Source organism: Formosa bonchosmolovskayae (assembly GCF_051016085.1).
Classification (GTDB): domain Bacteria; phylum Bacteroidota; class Bacteroidia; order Flavobacteriales; family Flavobacteriaceae; genus Formosa.
In genome coordinates, this window is the sequence record NZ_CP174605.1 from 311565 (window position 1) to 333842 (window position 22278).

Genomic DNA, 22278 nt, shown 5'->3' on the forward strand with positions numbered 1-22278 from the left:
ATTTTATTGCATTAGTATGCCATTTATTACTTTTGAAAATTTCTTTGCTCCTTGACTATTCAAATGATCTGCATCTAAAAAATCTGAGGTTTCAAATCGCTTATCATCCAGATAATTTAAATATATGCAATTTTTATATTTAGAGTCCATAAGCTTTCCCGCCATTATCGTTTTCTCCAACTGTAACGGATCTAAGTGCTGAATATACGCTTTATAAGCGGGCATAGTAACAAGAACGACTTTTATACCACTTTCATTACATTCTTTTATAATATTCTCTAATATTTTATAATTCTCGCTATATAATGCGTCTGAAGTCGCCGTGTGTTTTTTAGCGACACGCATACTAACGTCTTCTATATTTTCGATAGTGGCATCCTTTTCTTTAAATGCCCATCCTCTTGCATTGACATGCTGGGAAGTTTTATTTAAAATGTAATACGCATAAAGTCGCTCGAGATTATATTTCAATTTAACGCTTAATATTTCGAAATGGTCTTTTAAATTAGAATCTAAATTTACATCGGTATACACCGTATAATCTTTAAGCCTCCACCTCTCGTCTCCTTCCTTTAATTGCTCGAAAAGTGTAGTATATGAAAGTCTTAGCACCACCGTCTCTAGAGCCTCCAAATCGTTTACATGCTGACGTAGTATAGCATAGTCAATATCTATAGTTTGTGATACATGTCCGTAATTTAATGCGTCTGCTGTTAAAAATTCCGGATTTACGCCATATAAGATATGTGAACTACCCAAGAGTAGCGTTTTTATACTGTTATGATGTACTTTTAAATAATCGGCTTTTACCTGATAGGCATTTGGAATCTGTCGCAATGCAAATTCCATAGCACAGCCTAGTACCAAAACAGGTAGACAGAAAAACAGAAATAATTTAAGAAATGTCTTCATTTAAAACTGAAAATAAATAAACTGTTGTGGCTTCGCATAAAAATAAAAAATACAGAAGACAAGTATATAATAAAATGCCCACCTAAACGGTCGTCTCCAAGTCTGTCCCAATTTCTCGATGGCATATTCGTTAGTTTTACCAAGCCATTCAATACTCATAAAACCTATAATCCCAAGAAAAACCACGAACGCACCTGTCCGATTTGCAAATTCTGGTATGGTAAATAACGAGCTCGAAAATATTTCGGACAGATAACTTACGGCGATTTGCAAATTATCTGCTCTAAAAAACACGCGGACTAACACTAAAAATGTAAATGTTTTTAAAATCCCGAAAACTTCATTAGCACTTGGAACAAGACTTGTGGATTGTACTTTAATTTTATTAAATGGTTTTCGTCCCCAAATAATTAGAGGCAAAAAATGCATTGCATTTATAAGACCGTACACTATAAATTTCCAAGCCGCCCCGTGCCACAACCCGATCACTAAAAAGATTAAAATTGTGTTTCTAATTTGGAATAGCTTAGAACCGCGGCTACCGCCAATAGGAATATAAAAATAATCTCTGAACCATGTCGTTAACGATATGTGCCATCGTCTCCAAAACTCACCAATATTTCTAGAAAAATATGGAAATGCGAAATTCTTAGATAAGTTGAAACCGAATAATCTAGAGACTCCAATCGCGATATCTGAATAGCCCGAAAAATCGCAATAAATTTGGATAGTGAAGAAAAATGCTCCAATTAATAACGTGCTGCCGGAATAGGCGTCGTGATTCCCAAAAAATTCATCTACAAAAATAGCACAGTTATCTGCAATTACCATTTTTTTAAAGAGTCCCCAAAGCACCTGTTTTAAACCGTCTGTTGCTTTATTAAAATTGAACGTACGCTTTGCTTCAAACTGAGGCAACAAATCCCTAGCGCGCTCTATTGGTCCTGCCACCAACTGCGGAAAGAAACTCACAAACGCCATAAAGCTTACGAAGTTCTTTGTGGGTTCTAATTGCTTTCTGTAAATATCGATAGTGTAACTTAACGTCTGAAACGTGTAAAAACTAATCCCTACAGGAAGAATAATATTTAAGGAATTATAACGCAAATCTCCTCCAAAGAGTGAAAAAGCTTGAACAAAATTTTCGAGAAAAAAGTTGTAATATTTAAAGACTCCGAGTAATCCTAGGTTAATAAAGACACTAGTCCATAGTAATCCTTTTATTTTAAATGAATCTTCTTGTTTAGAAAGCGCCAATCCAATAGAATAATCGACTATAGTACTAAATAGAATTAGGGACAGGAAACGCCAATCCCACCAGGCATAAAAAAGGTAACTAGCCAAAACAATAAGTATGTTCTGGATTCCAAGTTTAGTATTGCAGACAAACCAATAGAGTATAAAAACTATTGGCAAAAACACGGCAAAATCTATGGAGTTGAATAACATAAAAAAATATTCGTAACTATTGTATTCTCGTCTTCCCTATAAAACTTAGGACAGAAACAATACTTGGACTTTAAAAGTCGTGAATTTATAGTTAAATAACGAAGATAAATAATTAGGCATGCGCTTCCTTTAATTTAATTAATGAATTAGACGTATAACCACATTTCAGTACAAAGTAATTATACATTATCTAGCCTAAGCGAGAAAGCATGGCATTATTGGTTTATTTTTTCTTAAGAAATAAATAATAAAAATTTATAAGAATTATAGCAGCGTTTGTAATCACAATTGGCCAAGACGTCTCTAACATAAAACCATAAGCCACGAAGAATGCACAGCCAATAGTGTTTACTATTCTTAGTTTTACAACATCTTTCATTGTAAAAGAAATTAGCAATACAAAAGATGCTAAATAACCAATCCATTCAGTTACCGAAATACCTAAAACGTCCATAGTTTCACTTTTAAATTATAGTATAGAAAACAAAAAAGAGGAACCCAACAAAGGATTCCTCTTTAAATATATTGATAATCTTACAATAACTATTAAAAGTCTGTAAGTATTACATAATTTTATTACGCTTACGCTCAACTTCTGTTAAGTGTACTTTACGAATACGTAAGAAATGTGGAGTTACCTCTACATACTCATCTTTTTGGATATATTCTAAAGCTTCTTCTAAAGAGAATTTAATTGCAGGTACAATTTTAGCTTTATCATCTGCTCCAGACGAACGTACGTTACTTTGCTTTTTAGCTTTAGTAATGTTAATGTTCATATCATCTTGACGAGAGTTTTCACCAATAACTTGTCCTTCGTAAATATCTTCTCCAGGTTCAACAAAAAACTTACCTCTATCTTGTAATTTATCGATAGAATAAGGAATTGCTTTTCCGTTTTCCATAGATACTAAAGATCCAGAAACACGTCCAGGAATTGCTCCTTTTAATGGTTGGTATTCTTTAAAACGGTGTGCCATAATAGCCTCACCAGCTGTAGCCGTTAATAATTGGTTACGTAAACCAATAATACCACGAGAAGGAATTAAGAATTCGCAAACCATACGGTCTCCTTTAGCTTCCATAGATAACATTTCTCCCTTACGTAATGTAACGAATTCTACTGCTCTACCAGAAACATTTTCAGGAAGGTCGATCATTAATTCTTCAATTGGCTCACATTTAACACCATCGATTTCTCTAATGATTACTTGTGGTTGTCCAATTTGTAATTCGTAACCTTCACGACGCATCGTTTCAATTAAAACTGATAAGTGTAATACTCCACGACCAAATACCATGAATTTATCTGCACTTCCAGTTTCACCTAAACGTAATGCTAAGTTTTTCTCTAATTCTTTTTCTAAACGATCTTTAATATGACGAGATGTTACAAACTTTCCATCTTTTCCGAAGAAAGGTGAATCGTTAATTGTAAACAACATACTCATAGTAGGCTCATCGATAGCAATTGTTTTTAATCCTTCTGGATTTTCAAAATCAGCAACAGTATCACCAATTTCAAAACCTTCAAGACCAACAATCGCACAGATATCTCCTGTCTGAACTTCGTCTACTTTTATACGTCCAAGACCTTCAAAAATATGAAGTTCTTTAATTCTATTTTTCACAACACTACCATCTCTTTTTACTAAAGAAATTTGTTGTCCAACTTTAAGTTCACCTCTTGTTAAACGTCCAATCGCGATACGACCAGTAAATGAAGAGAAATCTAAAGATGTAATTAACATTTGAGTATTTCCTTCTGGTATTTTCGGAGCTGGAATGTGTTCGATTACCATATCTAATAATGGTTCGATGTTTTCAGTCTGATTTCTCCAATCATCACTCATCCAGTTGTTCTTTGCAGAACCGTAAACTGTAGGGAAATCTAATTGCCATTCTTCTGCACCTAATTCAAACATTAAGTCGAATACTTTTTCATGTACTTCTTCTGGCGTACAGTTTTCCTTGTCTACCTTATTTACAACAACACAAGGTTTTAAACCTAAGTCGATTGCTTTTTGTAATACAAAACGCGTTTGTGGCATAGGCCCTTCAAAAGCATCTACCAATAATAACACACCATCTGCCATGTTTAATACACGCTCTACTTCACCACCAAAATCGGCGTGACCAGGAGTATCAATGATATTGATTTTTGTGTCTTTATAAATAACTGAAACGTTTTTAGAAGTAATTGTAATTCCTCTTTCACGCTCTAAATCATTATTATCAAGGATTAAATCCCCAGTATTTTCGTTCTCACGGAATAATTGACAGTGGTACATAATCTTGTCAACCAAAGTAGTTTTACCGTGATCTACGTGTGCAATAATTGCAATGTTTTTAATATTAGCCATAATTGATGCCTTATTTAAGCGTGCAAATGTACATTTTATTTTTTTAGAATAAAGATTAATATGTCATTAATTAATGTTATAATAATCTCATCTCCTATTTATTTACTAACATTACGTATTCACACTAAAACGTACACCTTACTATTTGCATATCAAATCATTAATAAAATGTTGGATAATTAAGAAATACACAATTTTGCCATCTGTTTTTAGAATCTGAAGATCATTTCAATAATATGGTACATAATATATAGATATAAGCCTCCTAAAAAAACATCAATTTCGGCTTTACAAAGCACTTTATTTTTACCACCTTTTATGCCTTATAAAACAATTTCCTTTTGTATAAATCGTGAGTCTATAATTTTGCAACACTAATTTAAATGGTTCTTCCGGATTTTAATAGAGCATCAAATTAAAGTCCTAAGCATACACCTGTAAAAACGTATTAATTTTCCGTAACTTTGCAGCCTAAAATATATATAGCATATGAAACTTTCAGATGTTCCTCAATTAAAATATACAGATTCTGATAATTTCTTTCTTCTTTCTGGGCCGTGTGCCATTGAAGGAGAGGACATGGCATTACGTATTGCCGAAAAAATAGTATCGATTACTGATGCCTTACACATTCCGTTTGTATTTAAAGGAAGCTTTAAAAAAGCAAACCGTAGTAGAATTGATAGTTTTACTGGAATAGGTGACGAAAAAGCACTGAAAATTTTAAAGAAAGTTTCAGACACTTTTCATATCCCAACCGTAACAGATATTCACGAAATTTCGGATGCCGCCATGGCTGCCGAATATGTAGATGTCTTACAAATTCCTGCATTTTTAGTACGCCAAACAGATTTACTTGTCGCTGCTGCCGAAACCGGAAAAGTAGTAAACTTAAAGAAAGGGCAATTTATGAGTCCAGAAGCGATGAAACATGCCGTGCAAAAAGTTAAAGATTCTGGAAATGATAAAGCTTGGATTACAGATCGTGGTACCATGTTTGGGTATCAAGATATGATTGTAGATTTTAGAGGTATCCCAACCATGCGCGAATATGCTCCTACAGTTTTAGATGTTACCCATTCTTTACAGCAACCTAACCAATCTAGTGGTGTTACAGGTGGAAGACCCGATATGATTGAAACTATTGCTAGAGCTGGAATTGTAAATAACGTAGACGGACTGTTTATTGAAACACATTTCGACCCTGCAAATGCAAAAAGTGACGGTGCAAACATGTTACATTTAGACCACTTAGAAGGTTTATTAAAACATCTTGTCGCCATTAGAAAAACCATAACTGCTTTTTAATTTAGCCTCCCTTTTTAATTTAGACCCCCTTTTTAATTTAGACCCCCTTTTTAATGAAAATTTCCACTATTATATTTTTAATAGGAAGTACTCTATTGCCCTTATTAAACTTAAATGCTCAGAGTGTAGACACTCTAAAATACACATCGTCCAACAAAGGAAAATTCTTTGTTAGCTGGGGCGGAAACCGAGATACATATTCTAATTCAGATATTACTTTTACAGGAGATAATTATAATTTTACATTGTACGATGTAGATGCTCACGACAAAGCTAAAGGTTGGCATGTCGATTATATAAATCCGGTTCATATGACAATACCTCAGACTAATTTTAGCTTAGGATATTTTATTAGCGATCACTATGCTGTTACGATTAGCTTAGACCACATGAAATATGTAATGACTAACAACCAAGTGGTACGTGGAAATGGATACATAGATATTCCTGAAGGCGACGAAAGTTCAATTTATAACAATACATTTAGAGACGATCCTGTATATTTAAATGAAGGCTTTTTAACCTTCGAACACACAGATGGTTTAAACTATATACATGCCGAACTTGCCAGATATGACGATATTTCTAGCCTATTCGGAATTAGAAATACAGATGTTTTTCAAGTGAATATAACCGAAGCGCTTGGAGGTGGTGTACTTTACCCCAAAACCAATGCTAAACTTTTGGTTTACGACAGGCACGACGATTTTCATATCGCAGGATATGGAGTTTCTGCTAGTGCAGGTTTAAACTTAACCTTTTTTAAACACTTTTTTATTCAAGGAGATTTAAAAGGTGGTTTTATAAATATGCCAGATATTCGTACAACCCAGAATCCATCAGATCGCGCATCGCAACACTTTTTCTTTGGAGAAGCTATTCTTTCTGTTGGAGGTATTTTTAGACTATAATTCTAAATTTTTAATCTTATGAAATTCTTTAAAAACAGTTTCGTACTTATTATATTCGTTTCACTTTTTAGTTGTGGCCAGTCTAAAAAAGAAACCGTAAAACCGGGTTCTACAGCTACCAAACCGACAACCAAGGTTGTTAATACAGTAGCCACTAACACCCCTAATCGTAACAGTAGATTGTTTTTTAAAAGCTCAGGAGCACATCCCGATTGGAACTTGCAATTAACTCAAGATTCCATTAAGTTTTCTTTGAACGCAGAGGATCACAAGTTCTCGTTGCCCGAAGCCATTTTAGCAGCAGATGCTAACGTAAAAATGTATCGTTCTGAAACTGAATCTGCACAAATTAAAATTCAGATTTCAATGAATCCGTGTACAGATTCCGATTCTAAAACACAGCCATATACGGTTTCAATAGATTTTAAACAAAATACAGAAACCGATTTTAAATCACTTAAAGGTTGCGGGGAATACATTACAGATTATCGCTTGCACGACATTTGGGTTTTAGAATCTATTAAAGACGAAACCGTAAGCACAGAACAATTCACAAAAGAATTACCTAACTTAGAGATTAATATCAGCGAAAATTCTTTTATGGGTTATGCCGGATGTAATACCATGCGTGGTTCTATATTTTCTGAACAATCTAAAATTCGTTTTAAAGAGATTATAGCCACTCGTAAAATGTGTCCGCCAACAAATAAAGAAGCTCAGTTTATAAAAGAATTAGAACGTAGTACGCAATTTAAAATTGAAAACCGACGCTTGTATTTATCTAATCCTGATGGGAACACGCTAACCTTTAAAAAAGTAGATTAACTTATGGATATCTCAATTCGTCAAGCCACTGAAACCGATTTACCAGAAATCACCTCACTATTTAGAAACACCGTTACCCATATAAATTCCAAACATTACAACGAAAAACAAATTACGGTTTGGGCTTCTGGTGCAAATGAAACCGATGTATGGTTAGAACGTATTTCTGAATTCTATTTTATTGTTGCCGAAAATGAAACAGAAATTGTTGGTTTTGCGTATTTAAAGAAAGGCTATTATTTAGATGGCTTATTTGTGCATAAAGACTACCAAAGACAAGGTGTTGCTTCTTCCCTACTGCGCACTATGGAATCGCAAGTTATGGTAGAAGACTACCCTGAAATCCGTTCGGATGTCAGTAAAACAGCTTTACCTTTTTTCGAAAATAAATATTACGACATAATTAAAAAACAGAAAAAGTCCTTTAAAGGTTTAGTTTTCGAGAATTATATTGTGAAGAAAACATTATAGGTTATATCTTTTTAGTCTTCAGTTTAATTTTTGAAGCAGATTTAAGAAGTTCTACAAAGCGTAATTCATCTAATTCTTCTAAATTTTTAATTTGAATTGACCGCACACGTTTCCTATTATTGGCGTCTTGTAATTCGGGAAATTCTGCTTCTAAAAGCGCGCCATCCATAAATACCACATCTACATAATCGGTGCCTTTTAACACATTTAAAAACACAAAAGACTTTTTATTATAATAGTAAAACGGAAGCTTATAACTGTATTTTTCTTCAACATTCAAGGTTTTCATTATCACACTTCGTACATACAACATGATGGATTGATACGGTTCTGGCTGACGTAATATGTGTTCTTCGGCGGGTTTCATCTGTTTTTATCTACTTATTTAAAATTTCAAGATACTATTAAACATTAAAAATCAAGGTCTACGAAACCCCTTTTTTATTTTTATTTAAATTAATTATAAATAAGCTTTGATAATATGGTCCTCTATTATACATTTGTCGCAGAAACTCCTCTTTATTAATAATAAGTCTAAATAAAAACAATGAAAATAGTATTCAGTTTTGCTGTATTCCTCCTAACATCTTTTGTTATTAATGCGCAACAAATAATTGTAAACGGAACGGTTACAGATTCAGAAAACACCCCTATTGCAGGTGCAAACATCTTAATAAAAAACACAAGTAAAGGAAGCCAGACCGACATAGACGGTCACTTTAAAATTGAAATTGAAACAGGATCATACACTGCTGTGGTTTCTTACTTAGGATATAAAACAAAAGAAGTTTCTTTTTCTGTTTCCAATAGCAATATTACCTTACCAACTGTGATATTATACGAAGGACAAGAAATTTTATCTGAGGTTGTTATCGATGGTAAGCGTCGTAATATGTTTGCTAGAAAACAAACGGCCTACGTGTCTAAATTACCTTTAAAAGATTTAGAAAACACCCAAGTATATTCTACGGTAACTACAGATTTACTAGAATCTCAAATCACAACAAATTTCGAACAAGCTTTAGATAATGCTACCGGGATTCAGAAACTTTGGACCTCTACCGGACGTGGTGGAGATGGCGCTGGATATTATTCGTTACGCGGATTTAGTGTGCAACCTCAATTAGTAAATGGTGTTCCTGGATTAACAAACGGAACCATTAATGCGGCAAACATCGAACGTATTGAAGTTATTAAAGGCCCATCGGCTACGCTTTTTGGTTCTTCTGTAAGTTCTTATGGCGGATTAATAAACGTGGTGACTAAAAAACCTTATAAGGGATTTGGCGGACAAGTATCGTACACGGCTGGATCTTATGGATTAAATGTAATCACAGGAGATTTTAACACGGCCCTAGATGAATCTGAAAACATTTATTTCAGATTAAACACATCTTACCATACAGAAGATAGTTTTCAAGATGCTGGGTTTAACAAATCATTTTTCGTAGCACCGTCGTTATCATATCAAGTAAATAATAAGTTATCGTTCTCTTTTTATGGTGAAATTACTCAGGCAGAAAAAACAAATCCAACCATGTTATTCTTAAGTCGTGCTGGAGCAATGCAATATGCCAACTTAGACGAATTGGGTTACGATAATAAAAAATCGTACACCAGTAATGCTTTAACTTTAGAAAATCCTACTCAGAATTACAGAGTCGAAATGGATTATAAATTATCTGAAGCTTGGAACTCGCAAACCTTAGTATCTAGAAGTGTAACCTCTACTAAAGGGTATTATACCTATTTATACGATTTAACTGGCGCTGGTACTTTTTCTCGTTACTTAAATAAACAAGATGCACTTACTAGAACGACAGATATTCAACAAAATTTTAATGGTGATTTTAAAATCGGGAACTTAAGAAACCGTGTGGTTATTGGTTTAGATTATTATACTGTAACTGGAATAGATAACGGAAGTAGCTATGTGGGTTACGGCGCTGTTACACCGTCTACCGGAGAAGAAGTTGATGGTTTCCCATTAACAACCGCAGGAGTTGATGCGGCTTTGGCTAGTGCGAGTATAAGTAATTACAAAACACGTTCTAATGTGTATAGTGCTTATGTTTCAGATGTATTAGATATTACATCTACATTATCTGCAATGGCCAGTGTACGTTTCGATCAATTTGATAATGAAGGTGATATTACCAATAATGACGATGATTACGACCAGTTTGCAGTATCTCCTAAATTTGGTTTATTATACCAACCTATAGCAGATAAGTTGTCTGTGTTTGCTAACTGGCAAAACGGATTTACAAATATTGGTCCGCAATTGGTTGGAGATCCAAACTCAACTACAGGTCAGGAACTTAAAAATTTCGAACCAGAACAAGCCAATCAATTTGAATTCGGTGTTAAAACCAACTTATTTAACAACCGTTTAAATGCAACGGTAAACTACTATAACATTCTCGTAAATAACAGACTTATGACAGATCCAAACGATGTGTTTGGAAAAATTCAGGATGGAGAAGTTTCTAGTAAAGGTTTTGAATTAGAAATTAATGCCAACCCAGTAAATGGATTAAACATACGAGCTGGATATAGCTATAACGATAGTGAAATTAAAAAAGCAAGTACAGCCTCTACTATTGGCGAGCGACCAGTAGAAGCAGGTTCAGACATCGTATATAATTTATGGGCCGACTATATTTTTGAAACCGGGGCTATAAAAGGTTTTGGTATTGGCGCAGGATTTAACGGAGCTAGCGAACGCGATATTATAAATGCTTCTGGATACACTTCAGGCGTATTTACTGTACCAAGTTATATTATTGCTAACGCATCTGTATATTATGCCGCAGACAAATACCGCGTAGGTTTAAAATTAAACAACATGTTTAATGAAGAATACTATTCAGGTTGGTCTACACTAACACCTCAGCAACCAAGATCTGTATTGGCGAATTTTGCTTATAAATTTTAAAACATATTTAATTATGAAACAATTAATTTTAACGCTTGCGTTTGTAATATGCGCTGTCACTCCTACTTTTGCACATTACTTATGGATTGAAACTAATGCTGAAGGTAAAAAAGGAAAAGCACAAGAGGTACATGTGTTTTATGGCGAGTACACCAATGGCGTTTTGGAACGTGTAGAAGGTGAATATTTTCCAGCAGTAAAAGCTTTTACCCTTTGGGCGGTTGATGCTAAAGGCAATAAAACGAAATTAGAGGTAACTGCTAAGACCGATCGTTATGTGGCATCATTTACACCAAAAAGCGACGGTACGTATACCATAATTTTAGATAACGATGATATTGAAGTAATTGATTATTCTGAATATGATTTCGGTATTTTTAAAACTCATTACAATGCTTCGGCAGTTATCCAAGTTGGATCCGAAACAACCAACACGAATAACATAAACGACTCAGGAATTTCTGTTATTGAAGTTGCTAATGATTCTGAAGATGTTAAACTGCAAGTGTTATTTAAAGGCCAACCTTTGGAAGAAACTGAAGTCGATTTGTTTATCGCCGACAATTGGTCTAAAAAACTAACAACAGACGCAGAAGGTTACATCACCTTTAAACGTCCGTGGAAAACAAAATACATACTAGAAGCTACTAAAAAGGAAGAAGTTCCTGGCAAGTTTAAGGGTAAAGATTACGAATTTATCTGGCATTGTGCAACCTACTGTATTCAATAAAAAACTTAAAACAACTCTGTAAGTAATCCTTTCAGAGTTGTTTCAATTTATAAAAGATATGATTTCAATTGCAATTTTATTAGTTATTATCGGCTTTTATTTGCTGTATACAACATCTAAAAAAATGGATGCTCCCAACCTATTGGGTTTCGAATACAAATTGGTACAGCACCAATCGGCTTCGAAAATAGCAGGACTCATTTTACTTATACTGTCTTGTATTTTAACAATAAACGTGTTTGGCCTAGGTGCAGGAATCTTTTTATTTTTAATTAATCTTATGACAGTTGCGAGTTTAATTGTGCTTTTAGCGCCTTTAAAATTGTTCAACGTCAAAATGCTTTTTATTTGTATGGCGTTTTGTGTCGCTGTCGAATTTTTAATCCACATTCCTTAATTCTACTTGTATGCCAGCAAATAAAAAATATCTTACAACATCACCATGGCAACGGTTTGCTAAAATAACAGCGGGAATACTTGGCGGTTATTTGGTAAGCATGTCTTTCCATATGGCACTAACCTCTTGGATAAGTGCGACCAACATAATTATAACCTCAGCATTCACAGGATTCATCTTATGGGCGACACTAATGGTTGTGGCTTTTATAGCTAAAAACGGATGGAAAATTTGGGGCATATATATCTTAATAACCTTGCTGTTCTCTTCAATATTATATCTAGGAACTCTATATAATCCCTTAGTTTAATCTTATGAGCGATAAAAGAATTTATAACATTCTATTTCATACGCATACTATTAGTGGTATCGTAATTAGCGTACTGCTTTATGTGATATTTTTCGCAGGCTCGTTTTCATTTTTTCGAGATGAAATTGTAAACTGGGAGCGTAATCAAACAGTAAAAAACACTGAAGCATTCGATTTAGATTTCGATGAAGCATTAGACACCTTAAATACAACCTATAATTTAAATAGTAGGGATATAGAACTCTCTAAACATTTTATTGAACAACGTATAGGCATAGCGTTTTCTGCTCCTAAAGACACTATACTTAATCCAAATACTAAGGCAAACAGGTATTCAACTTTAGATACTAAAACCTATGCGGAGAATTCTTATGATGGAGATTACACATTAGGTGAATTTCTATACCGTCTGCACTTTTTTGCCCAAATGCAACCTATAGGCTATATGCTCGCCGGCTTTGTCGCGTTCTTTTTCTTGTTTGCCATCATTACAGGAGTTATTGTTCATTGGAGTAAAATTGTCTCGAACTTTTACACCTTTAGACCTTATGCAAAGCTGAAAACGTTGTGGACAGATGCACACACCGCGTTAGGAGTTATCGGCTTACCATTTCAGTTTGTGTATGCCGTAACGGGTGCGTTTTTTATGATAAAAGCTATTATAATTGCCCCTACTGTTTTTTTTCTTTTTAACGGGGATTCGGCTAAATTTTATGATGACTTGGGATATTCTCATCCAGAGTACAAATACTCTCATACACCTTTAGATAAAGATTTTAGTCTGAATTATTACGTCGATAAAACAGAAGCCTTATGGCCTAACTTTGATGCGACTCAAATTCATGTTTTTAATTATGGCGATGCCAATATGCACGTTATGATAGAAGGCCATTTAAAATACCAAGACAAATATACCGCAGTTGGAGAAGCGATTTATAAAGTTAATACAGACACGCTTATTCATAAAAAAGACCCTAACCAAAGTGCCACCTATTTAGATGGCGTTAAAAATGTGATGTTCCGTTTACATTATGGTGATTACGGTGGCATGACATTAAAACTAGTCAGTTTTTTACTTGGTATAATTTCTTGTTTTGTCATTCTTTCTGGAGTTATGATTTGGGGCGTTGCTAGAAATAAGAAAACAATTTCCGAAAAGAAAAGACGATTTAACGAATGGTTGGTTACCATCTATCTCGCCATTTGTTTAAGCATGTACCCTATTACAGCGCTTTCTTTTATTGCTGTAAAATTAAATGAGCATGCTAGCAAAACGTTTATTTATAGTTTTTACTTTATAGGATGGTTGCTCCTAACGCTATTCTACAGTATTAAAAAAGACAATTATTTCACGAATAAAAACACCTTACTATTGGGGTCTGTTCTCGGATTTTTAATTCCGATTACAAATGGTATTACGACTAATAATTGGATATGGTCAAGCTATCAGAACAATCAATTTCAAATCTTTTTTATCGATGTATTTTGGATTGCCTTATCGTCAATCACATTATATGTGTATTTTAAATTAAAAAGCAAACCTAAAGCTTAATGTTTTAGTCTGAATAAGCTATCATTAGATGGAATAAAAAAAGCGAACTACTTATAAAAATATAAGTAGTTCGCTTTTTTGTTTTATAAAGGGTAATACGTTCAACTATATGTTAGAAAGTATATGTCACTGTTTTTATCGTTTATTCTTTACCATCTACATAGTCTTGTAGATACGCAAAGCGCGGTGTTAGTTTTCCGTTTTGAGTCATTCGTGCACGTTCTAAAACACCATCGGCATCATTATTAAAAAAGGCAGGAATTACGTGTTTTAAAAACATTTTCCCGAAACCTACGCTGGCGTCATTTGGTAATTCACATGGTAAATTATCGACTGCCATAACAGCAATAGCATCATCTGACTTAAAATCGACTTCTTCCTCTGTTTGCGGATTATAACCATAAATCGGATTTTCGATAGTTGAAGGTCGAATTGTTGTCGCTACCGGTCCATCGATATCACAGCTAATATCTCCGACGACTTTTATATTGAAATCGGCCGATTTGGCATCGTCTCTAGTAAATAAATAAGGTGCGCCATCTCCGTAAAAATGACCGGTGATTAACATATCAGACACCTTAGCGAAGCGCATAAAAGTAGACTCGTATTGCTTAGCATTTTTAAAAAAATCTTTAAGAGGTTTTACCTTACCATCTTTACGTGCATTATAATCTAAAGCATCGATATTACAATATACAGCTGTCGAAAAGCTTTTTGTTAAGTAATCGTTTATACTGACTTTCTTTATTTTAAGGACTTCTAAAATCTCAGTAGCACCTTGAGCCACTTTACCTCCTCCAGTTAAAAGAATTTTTATGTTTGGGACTGTAATTTTTTGCAATTGCGTATTTAACGCTTTCTGATCGGCTAAAGTCGTCGCTTTAGGTAAATTGTATGTATCGTACTTTAAGCCCCAAGTTCTAAAGGTGTTGTATGCTCCAACAATTCCAGCATAACGTCCGAAGCCTATTAATCGATTATTTTTAGCATCGATAATGGTTTCATGATCGTAAAGTGTTATGTTTTTATCTAAAATTGCCTGTAATAATTTTCTGTTATATGGTTGTTTCTTTATGGTATGAGAGAAGAAGAAATACGATTTATTCGGAATTAAATAATCTACCGGAACTTCTTTTACACCTATAAATACATCGCAATCTGAGATGTCTTTTGCTAAAGTAAATCCAGTAAGTTTGTATACTTCGTCTGGAAATATTCTAATTTTAGATTTTTCAACTTTAAAACTGGCCTCTTTAAACTGCTGTTTGACTTGCAATAATATTTTCGGTGAAAACACGACACGTCTATCTGGTGGGGATTTACGTTCTTTAATAATTGCAAATTTCATAGTTGAGGATTTTATAGTTCTGACACCTGAATAGACTGGCACAAATTTTGTACTAAATTACATGGAATTGCGAGTTTAAACAAATTTTTTTAATAGCTTTGCATTCCTTATTTTAACCTATATTTGGTTCTTATAAGTTGCGTTAAGGGTTGAAGTGGCATCCTTTTTAATTTCATTAGAATTAAAAAGATATAACGGAAGACCTGACCCGAAGGGGAACGCCCAAAAACACTTACTACAATGGGGTCGACTGGTTTTGACAGCGAGATTTATTGAACGGTAAGCACGTCGTGTAATGATTTTGAAACACGTAAAAGGCTAGATCAAACTTTTTAAACGGCGAGAATAACTACGCTTTAGCTGCTTAATCCGAACTATAGTAGGATTGGCCTAGGTACACAAGGTGTACAAGCTTTATGTCTCCGGAAAGCCTTGATTGACGGCGTTCCATTTTGAGGCATCGTAAATGTCAATATAGAAATTGAGGCGCTTTGACTTGATTTTGAAACTAAAAAAGATAAGTTGTAATTAGGTTGTCTTTAACCAGATTACAAACGAAAACCCAAGAAAAGAATAAACGTGTAGAAAGCCCTTTGGTGACTTGTTTGGACGAGAGTTCGATTCTCTCCGACTCCACTCAATAAAACCGTAAACACTTATTAATATAGTGTTTACGGTTTTTTTTATATTTCAAAACCTGATAAATATATAATAAACAATCCTCCAACAAATGATTCTTTTTTTATATCAAGTCTACAGTAGATTACTTTTATTAAAAAACTAACTAAAAATAAAGGGCTCAACCGTAAAAGTTGGGGAGAATGTTATCTTTGAATAAAAAATGTTTAGATTTTGAATATAGAATTAGCCCGTTATTTATTACCAGAAGGCCTATTAGAATATTTTGATATTGTTTCTGATAAGAGCACATCACAAGAAACGCATTTCTACCTAGAAGAGAAAAATATACTTCCTCAAGAATATCAGTCAGAAATAGCGCAATCAAAAGGTTTTTTGTCAGAGATCACTATTGAAGATTTTCCACTTCGAGGAAAACCGGTACTTCTGCACATAAAAAGAAGACGTTGGACACTCGTTGATACTGGCAAAATCATAAAAAGAGATTGGAATTTGGTTGCTAAGGGCACTCGGATTACTAACGAGTTTGCCTCTTTTTTAAAAGAACTCTCTTGATAATCACCCTGTAAGCGCTAAACGCTTTGGTGATTATTATAAGTTAAAAGGAAAAACACTTCAGTTTCACTATAAAAATCATCTTAGTGACTTTAAGGATTGGACACAAAAGGATCACGCTAGTGATTGGTTACTCTACGGCAAAAATATAAGTAAATATTTAAGCCTAGATGAGACCTCACTTTCTAATGGAGAACTTTATACCATTGTAACCAATAAAGACGCTCATGGTAAAAAAGGAAGTATTGTAGCTATTGTAAAAGGTACCAAAGCACAGGATGTTATCGATGTGATTAACCAAATTCCTTTAGAAAGACGAAAAATGGTTAGGGAGGTGACTGTAGATATGGCGGGAAACATGAATTTAATCGTAAAAAAATGTTTTCCAAAAACAGACATCGTTACCGATAGGTTTCATGTTCAAAAACTAGCTTCAGAAGCTGTTCAAGAGGAGCGGATAAGACTAAGATGGGAAATCATAGAAGCTGAAAACAAAGCCATTGAAGAAGATCGAAATAAAGGAAAAGTATATCAACCTGAACTTCTTTCTAATGGTGATACGCTCAGACAATTATTAGCTAGAAGCAGATATCTATTATTCAAATCAAAGGCTAAGTGGACGGTAAATCAAATAGAAAGAGCTGAGATTCTATTTGAACGGTATCCAACAATTGAAAAAGCATACAATCTTGCTCAGGATCTAAGCTATATTTTCCAAACTAATACTAGCAAAAGTATAGCAAGATTAAAATTAGCGCATTGGTATGATAAAGTAGAAAAATCAGAATTTAAATCCTTTAATACGATTGCCAAATCAATACAAACGCACTATGACTCTATTTTAAACTACTTTAATAATAGAAGCACAAATGCTTCGGCAGAATCTTTTAATGCTAAAATAAAGGAATTTAGAGCGCTGTTTAGAGGAGTCAGAGATGTTAAGTTCTTTCTCTATAGATTAACTAAATTATATGCATAATTTATACGGCTCCCCAGAAATATAACTTGATCCAAATAAAGTCAGTTTGTCTCCTTCACAACACACTTCAAACAACTAAACACCTTTCTATTGTCTAACATTCTGCACTTAATAATATTAGGAAGTTAAACATTGTATTTTAAAGCGTTAAATTCTATATAAAACAACGCGCACTTTTCGTTTTCTACAGAATATCATCGTAAATTTATACAGCATCTCTTTAACATTTAGCATTTTATTATGGCCAAAAAGAAAATAATTACGGAAGAACAGCTTATAGATTTTTACATGGATTATGCCTTAGAACATAATCAGCAACCAAAAACAGTGTATGCTTTTGCAAAAGCTAACAATTTTGAAGAACAGAAATTTTACGAATTTTTTGCTTCTTTTCAAGCCTTAGAAGCCGCTATTTTTAAAGCGTTTTTAGATAATACCCTAAAAGTTCTGGTAAGCAGTGAAAATTACGACACTTTTGATGCCCGAACTAAATTACTGAGTTTTTACTTTACATTTTTCGAAAACCTTACGGTCAATAGAAGTTATGTCATGTTTGCTTTAAATCAGCATCAAAACAAATTGAAGAATCTAAAATGTCTAACAAAATTACGACAAGAATTCATCAATTATATTTCCACATTGGATATTGAAGTCGTGGAAACACAACAAGAAAAAATCGATAAATTTCAAGAGCGAGGCCTACAAGAAAGTGCTTGGTTACAATTATTGGTTACTCTGAAATTTTGGATGGAAGACGATTCGCCTGGATTTGAAAAGACAGATATTTTTATTGAAAAATCTATAAACACAGGCTTTGACTTTTTAGATGTTGCACCCTTAAAGAGTCTATTTGATTTGGGTAAATTCTTATTCAAAGAAAAAGTAAAAATGCAATAACCTAAGACTATGAAAGCAATTAATAAAATACCCACATCAAAAATAGAGCGTGCCTCTAAACTCGTGTCTACAGGTGCTAAAATTGGTGTTAATTACCTAAAATATTACGGCGATAAAATAACCAAAACAGAACTCGAAGCCAAAGATAAACTGAACTCGAGTAATGCATCCGATATTTACGATGGGTTAAAACAGCTTAAAGGTAGCGCGCTTAAAGTAGCACAAATGTTAAGCATGGAAAAAAGCATTATGCCTCAGGCCTATGTCGAGAAATTTTCTTTAGCTCAGTTTTCTGTGCCACCATTATCACCTCCTCTAGTTTTAAAAACATTTAAAAAATACTTTGGAAAACCACCTGAAGATTTATTTGATACTTTCGATTTAAACTCGGTAAACGCGGCTAGTATTGGCCAAGTGCATATTGCAGAAAAGGATGGCAAAAAGTTGGCTGTTAAAATTCAGTATCCCGGAGTTGCCGATAGTATAAAATCGGATTTAGCCATGGTAAAACCCATTGCTATGAGTATGTTTAATATTAAAGGAGAAGGATCTGATAAATATTTTAAAGAGGTAGAAAATAAACTTATTGAAGAAACCGATTATATTCTAGAAGTGCAGCAAAGTAAAGAGATTTCTGAAGCCTGTGCCCATATTCCGCATCTAAAATTTCCAAACTATTACGAACAATGGTCGTCTGAGCGTATCATTACAATGGATTATATGGTGGGCGAACATTTATCCGAATTTACCGCATATAATACAAATCAGGACCTTGCAAACCAATTAGGCCAAGCGCTTTGGGATTTTTATATGTATCAGATTCACATGTTAAAAAAAGTACATGCCGATCCGCATCCCGGGAATTTCCTAGTCTCTAAATATGGAGATTTAATAGCTCTTGATTTTGGATGTATGAAACTTATCCCAGAAGATTTTTACGGCCCTTATTTTGAATTGGCGTTAAAAGATAATATGAATAATCCCGAATTGTTTCAAGCGAAACTATTCGAACTTGAAATTTTAAGAACAGACGATTCTGAAGAAGAAATCACCTTTTTTACAGCAATGTTTCACGAAATGCTTACCTTATTTACACAACCTTTACACGAAGAAGTATTCGATTTTTCAAATGCAGAGTTCTTTGGAAAAATAGCAGATTTGGGAGAAAAATATTCAAAAAACACTCAATTAAGAAAACTAAATGCAAACCGAGGTTCTAAACATTTTATCTATATGAACCGTACTTTCTTTGGTCTTTATAATCTAATGTTCGATTTAAAGGCAAAAAACATCATTATAAATACTTGGAAATAATTTAAATTCTGATTTTTAGAATACTACGCCACTTCTCTTATATGCTATAAAGCGAAGTGGCGTAGCACTAAATTTAATAACGTTAATAATTAAAGCCTTTCAGTCAATCCAGCACACACAAAGCTTATACCTTAGCTATTGAACCGAAAAAACATTTATTATGAACGTACAAGCTTATCTTGCTTTTACAGGCAACTGCCAAGAAGCACTTCACTTTTACAGTAACATATTTAACGCTGAAATAAAAAACAAACAAACGTATAAAGATGCAAAGATTGATATTCCATCGTCTTATCATCAAAAAATACAGCACGCAGAATTAAAAGGTAAAGGCATACATTTTATGGCTTACGATGCGGCTCCAGATACCCCAATTAATCACGGTAATCAAATACACATGAGTGTGGATTTGCCTTCTGTAGAAGAAGCCGAAAACATTTTTGATCAACTTTCTGAAAACGGACAAGTACACCATGATTTTAGAGAACGAGAATGGGGACATTTTGGACGATGCACAGACGAATATGGCATCAATTGGATGGTAAATTGCGATAAATAATTTTAATTAAAACCTCAACATTATGCAAATTATATTTGAATATCACGACGTTTCTGCAAGTGAAGCGTTAGAACAAACCGCTCGAGAAAAATTAGAAAAGTTAGGTGCTAAATACGACATGGTAATTCGTGCCGATGTTTTCTTTAAAACGGAAAACACGACTTCAGACGACACCGGTAAAATTTGTAATATCAGATTAAGTTTACCAGGACCACGTTTATTTGCCGAAGCCAGTCACGACAATTTCGCAGACTCCGTATCCGAATCTATTAACGATTTAGAACGCCAACTGCGCAAACGAAAAGAAAAAATGAGTACGCATTAAACCGAAGCATCTAAAATCTATCTCTAAACACTATTATTTATGAATCCTGCAAACCTAGTTGGAGCGATTTCCATTCTTAAGAAAAATAAAGGCTTAAGGACCGCTTGCATCTTGGTTGCTTTAGGATATTGGTCACATAGGTATTTAGAGAAAAGAAATAAAAAAAAGAAAGCGCAACAAAACGTTTCGATGGGTACTTGATTTATAATTAAGTCAGATGCTTTTTTACATAATAAAATTATGACTCGATTAAGAAATAGCAACTTAATAATTTAACTATCGACGTATTTATTAGTATCTTTCAAACAGGCAAAATGCTTGATAAAATCCGTTTAATTTAAACACCGATAATTATGAAACCCATACATGGAGACACCGAGATAAAACTTAATGAACTAATTGAAAAATTGGTGGATGTCGAAAAAGGATTTATAAAAGCGGCGATACATGTAGATAATCCTAAATTAAAAAGGTATTTTAATGAAAAAGTTATTGCAAGAAACGGATATATCTCTGAGCTTAGGCAATTACTTCTAGCTCAAGGTTTAGATCTTGAAGATGACGATGACGGTAGTATATCTGGCACGTTGCAACGTGTTTGGATAGATACCAAGGCGCTTTTTTCGCTAGATAGTGATGAATCCATACTTGAAGAAGTCAGAGAAGGAGAGCAAGAAACTATTAATGATTACGATGAGATTCTTAATAATTATGAATTGAATTCAGAATTAAGAGCTATGCTTTTAAAACAAAGAGATGCCATTGCCGAAAGTAGGAACACTATAGATTCTTTAGAAAACATAGAATAAACAAATTTATAAAACTTAAATAGTTTTTTAAGTTGTATTAAAAGTCACTTTACATATAGGTGACTTTTTTTATGAAATAAAATATTGCCAGCAGTTCTTGTTAAGACGCACTCAAACCTGATAATTAAACCAGGAATAATATACCGACGCCCTATTACCCTATTCTTTTATTTCAAATTGAATTTAAAGCTAATAAAACACTAATGCATGGGTAGAATTCCCAATATATTACCGTTATTCTAATTAACATATGCTTAACACTTTCTCTTCTTTGGATTCGTATATAATTTAATACTTTAGCCAATTAATGAAAACAGCGGGTTTTAAAAATAGCATTACGTTTCTGTTCCTCTTCCTTTTTCTATCAATGAAAATGGTTGGGTTACATGCGCTATCTCACGCTCATGATGTAGATGACAGCGATCACGCCTTGCATTGTGTAATTTGCGACCATGCCACAGCTATTAATCTTACACCTGCAATTTCTCCTGAGCCTCAAGAATTCTCATTCGAAATTAAAGAGTATGTATTTACTCAAGACTTAAGAAAGTATTACAATTATATTCACTCGAATATAATTAATACGGACGAGCTCTTTTCTAGACCTCCGCCATCCCTAATTTAAATTTCACCTATACATTTTATCATTTAAAGACCCAATAATTAATTTTATCTGGTTTTGGTATC

The 22278-nt window shown here is 33.8% G+C and carries 22 protein-coding genes, 1 other RNA gene and 1 pseudogene; 18 read left to right on the forward strand and 6 right to left on the reverse strand.

Annotation, left to right across the window (positions count from 1 at the left end; all coding sequences use genetic code 11):
* Positions 1-3 precede the first annotated feature (3 nt).
* From ACKC83_RS01120 to typA, 4 genes are all read right to left on the reverse strand, one after another.
* Positions 4-912, reverse strand: a complete 909-nt coding sequence (locus tag ACKC83_RS01120; RefSeq protein ID WP_434036731.1) for a hypothetical protein — start codon at positions 910-912, stop codon at positions 4-6.
* Positions 913-2361: an MBOAT family O-acyltransferase gene (locus ACKC83_RS01125; RefSeq protein ID WP_434036732.1), complete on the reverse strand. Its 1449-nt coding sequence runs from the start codon at positions 2359-2361 to the stop codon at positions 913-915. It lies immediately after the preceding gene.
* Positions 2362-2584: 223 nt separating this feature from the next.
* Positions 2585-2815 (reverse strand): uroporphyrinogen decarboxylase, encoded by a 231-nt coding sequence (locus ACKC83_RS01130; protein WP_414035338.1) that lies wholly within the window; start codon positions 2813-2815, stop codon positions 2585-2587.
* Positions 2816-2924: 109 nt separating this feature from the next.
* Positions 2925-4724, reverse strand: a complete 1800-nt coding sequence (gene typA, locus ACKC83_RS01135; protein WP_414035337.1) for a translational GTPase TypA — start codon at positions 4722-4724, stop codon at positions 2925-2927.
* Positions 4725-5213: 489 nt separating this feature from the next.
* Between typA and kdsA the strand changes: the two genes are divergently transcribed.
* From kdsA to ACKC83_RS01155, 4 genes are read left to right on the forward strand one after another with little or no spacing between them, the layout of a single operon-like run.
* Positions 5214-6032 carry a 3-deoxy-8-phosphooctulonate synthase gene (gene kdsA / locus ACKC83_RS01140; protein ID WP_414035336.1) on the forward strand — a complete coding sequence of 273 codons (819 nt, stop codon included), beginning with the start codon at positions 5214-5216 and terminating at the stop codon, positions 6030-6032.
* A gap of 53 nt (positions 6033-6085) precedes the next feature.
* Positions 6086-6943, forward strand: coding sequence for a hypothetical protein (locus ACKC83_RS01145; protein WP_434036733.1), 858 nt, complete (start codon positions 6086-6088; stop codon positions 6941-6943).
* Between the two features lie 18 nt (positions 6944-6961).
* Positions 6962-7768, forward strand: a complete 807-nt coding sequence (locus ACKC83_RS01150; protein WP_434036734.1) for an META domain-containing protein — start codon at positions 6962-6964, stop codon at positions 7766-7768.
* A 3-nt stretch (positions 7769-7771) separates the two neighbouring features.
* Entirely contained in the window at positions 7772-8239 is a 468-nt protein-coding gene (locus tag ACKC83_RS01155) for a GNAT family N-acetyltransferase (RefSeq protein WP_434036735.1), read from the forward strand.
* A gap of 1 nt (position 8240) precedes the next feature.
* Here the strand turns inward: ACKC83_RS01155 and ACKC83_RS01160 are convergent, their stop codons facing one another.
* Entirely contained in the window at positions 8241-8606 is a 366-nt protein-coding gene (locus ACKC83_RS01160) for a DUF1801 domain-containing protein (protein WP_434036736.1), read from the reverse strand.
* A gap of 180 nt (positions 8607-8786) precedes the next feature.
* On the opposite strand from ACKC83_RS01160, the gene ACKC83_RS01165 reads away from it, so the two are divergent.
* Genes ACKC83_RS01165 through ACKC83_RS01185 form a run of 5 tightly spaced genes read left to right on the forward strand, consistent with a single transcriptional unit; the run spans position 8787 to position 14166 of the window.
* Positions 8787-11177: a TonB-dependent siderophore receptor gene (locus tag ACKC83_RS01165; RefSeq protein WP_434036737.1), complete on the forward strand. Its 2391-nt coding sequence runs from the start codon at positions 8787-8789 to the stop codon at positions 11175-11177.
* Between the two features lie 13 nt (positions 11178-11190).
* On the forward strand, positions 11191-11907 hold the full coding sequence (locus ACKC83_RS01170) for a DUF4198 domain-containing protein (protein WP_434036738.1): 717 nt from the start codon (positions 11191-11193) through the stop codon (positions 11905-11907).
* A gap of 58 nt (positions 11908-11965) precedes the next feature.
* The gene (locus tag ACKC83_RS01175) at positions 11966-12304 is read left to right on the forward strand and encodes a hypothetical protein (protein ID WP_434036739.1); all 339 of its coding nucleotides are present in this window, start codon (positions 11966-11968) and stop codon (positions 12302-12304) included.
* A 10-nt stretch (positions 12305-12314) separates the two neighbouring features.
* Positions 12315-12614 carry a hypothetical protein gene (locus ACKC83_RS01180; protein WP_038531199.1) on the forward strand — a complete coding sequence of 100 codons (300 nt, stop codon included), beginning with the start codon at positions 12315-12317 and terminating at the stop codon, positions 12612-12614.
* 4 nt (positions 12615-12618) lie between these two features.
* Complete coding sequence (locus tag ACKC83_RS01185) at positions 12619-14166, forward strand: PepSY-associated TM helix domain-containing protein (protein WP_434036740.1); 1548 nt, start codon at positions 12619-12621, stop codon at positions 14164-14166.
* Between the two features lie 142 nt (positions 14167-14308).
* Here the strand turns inward: ACKC83_RS01185 and ACKC83_RS01190 are convergent, their stop codons facing one another.
* A complete protein-coding gene (locus ACKC83_RS01190; protein ID WP_434036741.1) occupies positions 14309-15514 on the reverse strand; it encodes an NAD(P)-dependent oxidoreductase in 1206 nt (401 codons plus the stop codon).
* A 242-nt stretch (positions 15515-15756) separates the two neighbouring features.
* On the opposite strand from ACKC83_RS01190, the gene ssrA reads away from it, so the two are divergent.
* From ssrA to ACKC83_RS01235, 9 genes and pseudogenes are all read left to right on the forward strand, one after another.
* Positions 15757-16153: a transfer-messenger RNA gene (gene ssrA, locus ACKC83_RS01195) on the forward strand.
* Between the two features lie 213 nt (positions 16154-16366).
* Positions 16367-16708 carry an ISAon1 family transposase N-terminal region protein gene (locus tag ACKC83_RS01200; RefSeq protein WP_434035682.1) on the forward strand — a complete coding sequence of 114 codons (342 nt, stop codon included), beginning with the start codon at positions 16367-16369 and terminating at the stop codon, positions 16706-16708.
* Positions 16709-16763: 55 nt separating this feature from the next.
* Positions 16764-17687 (forward strand): annotated as a pseudogene (locus ACKC83_RS01205) (ISAon1 family transposase); the annotation flags it as partial.
* 240 nt (positions 17688-17927) lie between these two features.
* On the forward strand, positions 17928-18584 hold the full coding sequence (locus tag ACKC83_RS01210) for a TetR family transcriptional regulator C-terminal domain-containing protein (RefSeq protein WP_434036742.1): 657 nt from the start codon (positions 17928-17930) through the stop codon (positions 18582-18584).
* A 9-nt stretch (positions 18585-18593) separates the two neighbouring features.
* Positions 18594-19898 (forward strand): ABC1 kinase family protein, encoded by a 1305-nt coding sequence (locus ACKC83_RS01215; protein ID WP_434036743.1) that lies wholly within the window; start codon positions 18594-18596, stop codon positions 19896-19898.
* A gap of 160 nt (positions 19899-20058) precedes the next feature.
* Positions 20059-20457, forward strand: a complete 399-nt coding sequence (locus ACKC83_RS01220) for a VOC family protein (protein WP_414035280.1) — start codon at positions 20059-20061, stop codon at positions 20455-20457.
* A gap of 22 nt (positions 20458-20479) precedes the next feature.
* Entirely contained in the window at positions 20480-20782 is a 303-nt protein-coding gene (gene hpf, locus ACKC83_RS01225) for a ribosome hibernation-promoting factor, HPF/YfiA family (protein ID WP_414035279.1), read from the forward strand.
* Positions 20783-21135: 353 nt separating this feature from the next.
* Entirely contained in the window at positions 21136-21591 is a 456-nt protein-coding gene (locus ACKC83_RS01230; protein WP_434036744.1) for a PA2169 family four-helix-bundle protein, read from the forward strand.
* Between the two features lie 373 nt (positions 21592-21964).
* A complete protein-coding gene (locus tag ACKC83_RS01235; protein WP_434036745.1) occupies positions 21965-22216 on the forward strand; it encodes a hypothetical protein in 252 nt (83 codons plus the stop codon).
* Positions 22217-22278 lie beyond the last annotated feature (62 nt).

Excerpts from the sequence above, each read along its gene's own strand:
- ACKC83_RS01120 (WP_434036731.1), bottom strand. The coding sequence starts at position 912 with ATGAAGACATTTCTTAAATTATTTCTGTTTTTCTGTCTACCTGTTTTG.
- ACKC83_RS01125 (WP_434036732.1), bottom strand. The coding sequence starts at position 2,361 with ATGTTATTCAACTCCATAGATTTTGCCGTGTTTTTGCCAATAGTTTTT.
- ACKC83_RS01130 (WP_414035338.1), bottom strand. The coding sequence starts at position 2,815 with ATGGACGTTTTAGGTATTTCGGTAACTGAATGGATTGGTTATTTAGCA.
- typA (WP_414035337.1), bottom strand. The coding sequence starts at position 4,724 with ATGGCTAATATTAAAAACATTGCAATTATTGCACACGTAGATCACGGT.
- kdsA (WP_414035336.1), top strand. The coding sequence starts at position 5,214 with ATGAAACTTTCAGATGTTCCTCAATTAAAATATACAGATTCTGATAAT.
- ACKC83_RS01145 (WP_434036733.1), top strand. The coding sequence starts at position 6,086 with ATGAAAATTTCCACTATTATATTTTTAATAGGAAGTACTCTATTGCCC.
- ACKC83_RS01150 (WP_434036734.1), top strand. The coding sequence starts at position 6,962 with ATGAAATTCTTTAAAAACAGTTTCGTACTTATTATATTCGTTTCACTT.
- ACKC83_RS01155 (WP_434036735.1), top strand. The coding sequence starts at position 7,772 with ATGGATATCTCAATTCGTCAAGCCACTGAAACCGATTTACCAGAAATC.
- ACKC83_RS01160 (WP_434036736.1), bottom strand. The coding sequence starts at position 8,606 with ATGAAACCCGCCGAAGAACACATATTACGTCAGCCAGAACCGTATCAA.
- ACKC83_RS01165 (WP_434036737.1), top strand. The coding sequence starts at position 8,787 with ATGAAAATAGTATTCAGTTTTGCTGTATTCCTCCTAACATCTTTTGTT.
- ACKC83_RS01170 (WP_434036738.1), top strand. The coding sequence starts at position 11,191 with ATGAAACAATTAATTTTAACGCTTGCGTTTGTAATATGCGCTGTCACT.
- ACKC83_RS01175 (WP_434036739.1), top strand. The coding sequence starts at position 11,966 with ATGATTTCAATTGCAATTTTATTAGTTATTATCGGCTTTTATTTGCTG.
- ACKC83_RS01180 (WP_038531199.1), top strand. The coding sequence starts at position 12,315 with ATGCCAGCAAATAAAAAATATCTTACAACATCACCATGGCAACGGTTT.
- ACKC83_RS01185 (WP_434036740.1), top strand. The coding sequence starts at position 12,619 with ATGAGCGATAAAAGAATTTATAACATTCTATTTCATACGCATACTATT.
- ACKC83_RS01190 (WP_434036741.1), bottom strand. The coding sequence starts at position 15,514 with ATGAAATTTGCAATTATTAAAGAACGTAAATCCCCACCAGATAGACGT.
- ACKC83_RS01210 (WP_434036742.1), top strand. The coding sequence starts at position 17,928 with ATGGCCAAAAAGAAAATAATTACGGAAGAACAGCTTATAGATTTTTAC.
- ACKC83_RS01215 (WP_434036743.1), top strand. The coding sequence starts at position 18,594 with ATGAAAGCAATTAATAAAATACCCACATCAAAAATAGAGCGTGCCTCT.
- ACKC83_RS01220 (WP_414035280.1), top strand. The coding sequence starts at position 20,059 with ATGAACGTACAAGCTTATCTTGCTTTTACAGGCAACTGCCAAGAAGCA.
- hpf (WP_414035279.1), top strand. The coding sequence starts at position 20,480 with ATGCAAATTATATTTGAATATCACGACGTTTCTGCAAGTGAAGCGTTA.
- ACKC83_RS01230 (WP_434036744.1), top strand. The coding sequence starts at position 21,136 with ATGAAACCCATACATGGAGACACCGAGATAAAACTTAATGAACTAATT.
- ACKC83_RS01235 (WP_434036745.1), top strand. The coding sequence starts at position 21,965 with ATGGTTGGGTTACATGCGCTATCTCACGCTCATGATGTAGATGACAGC.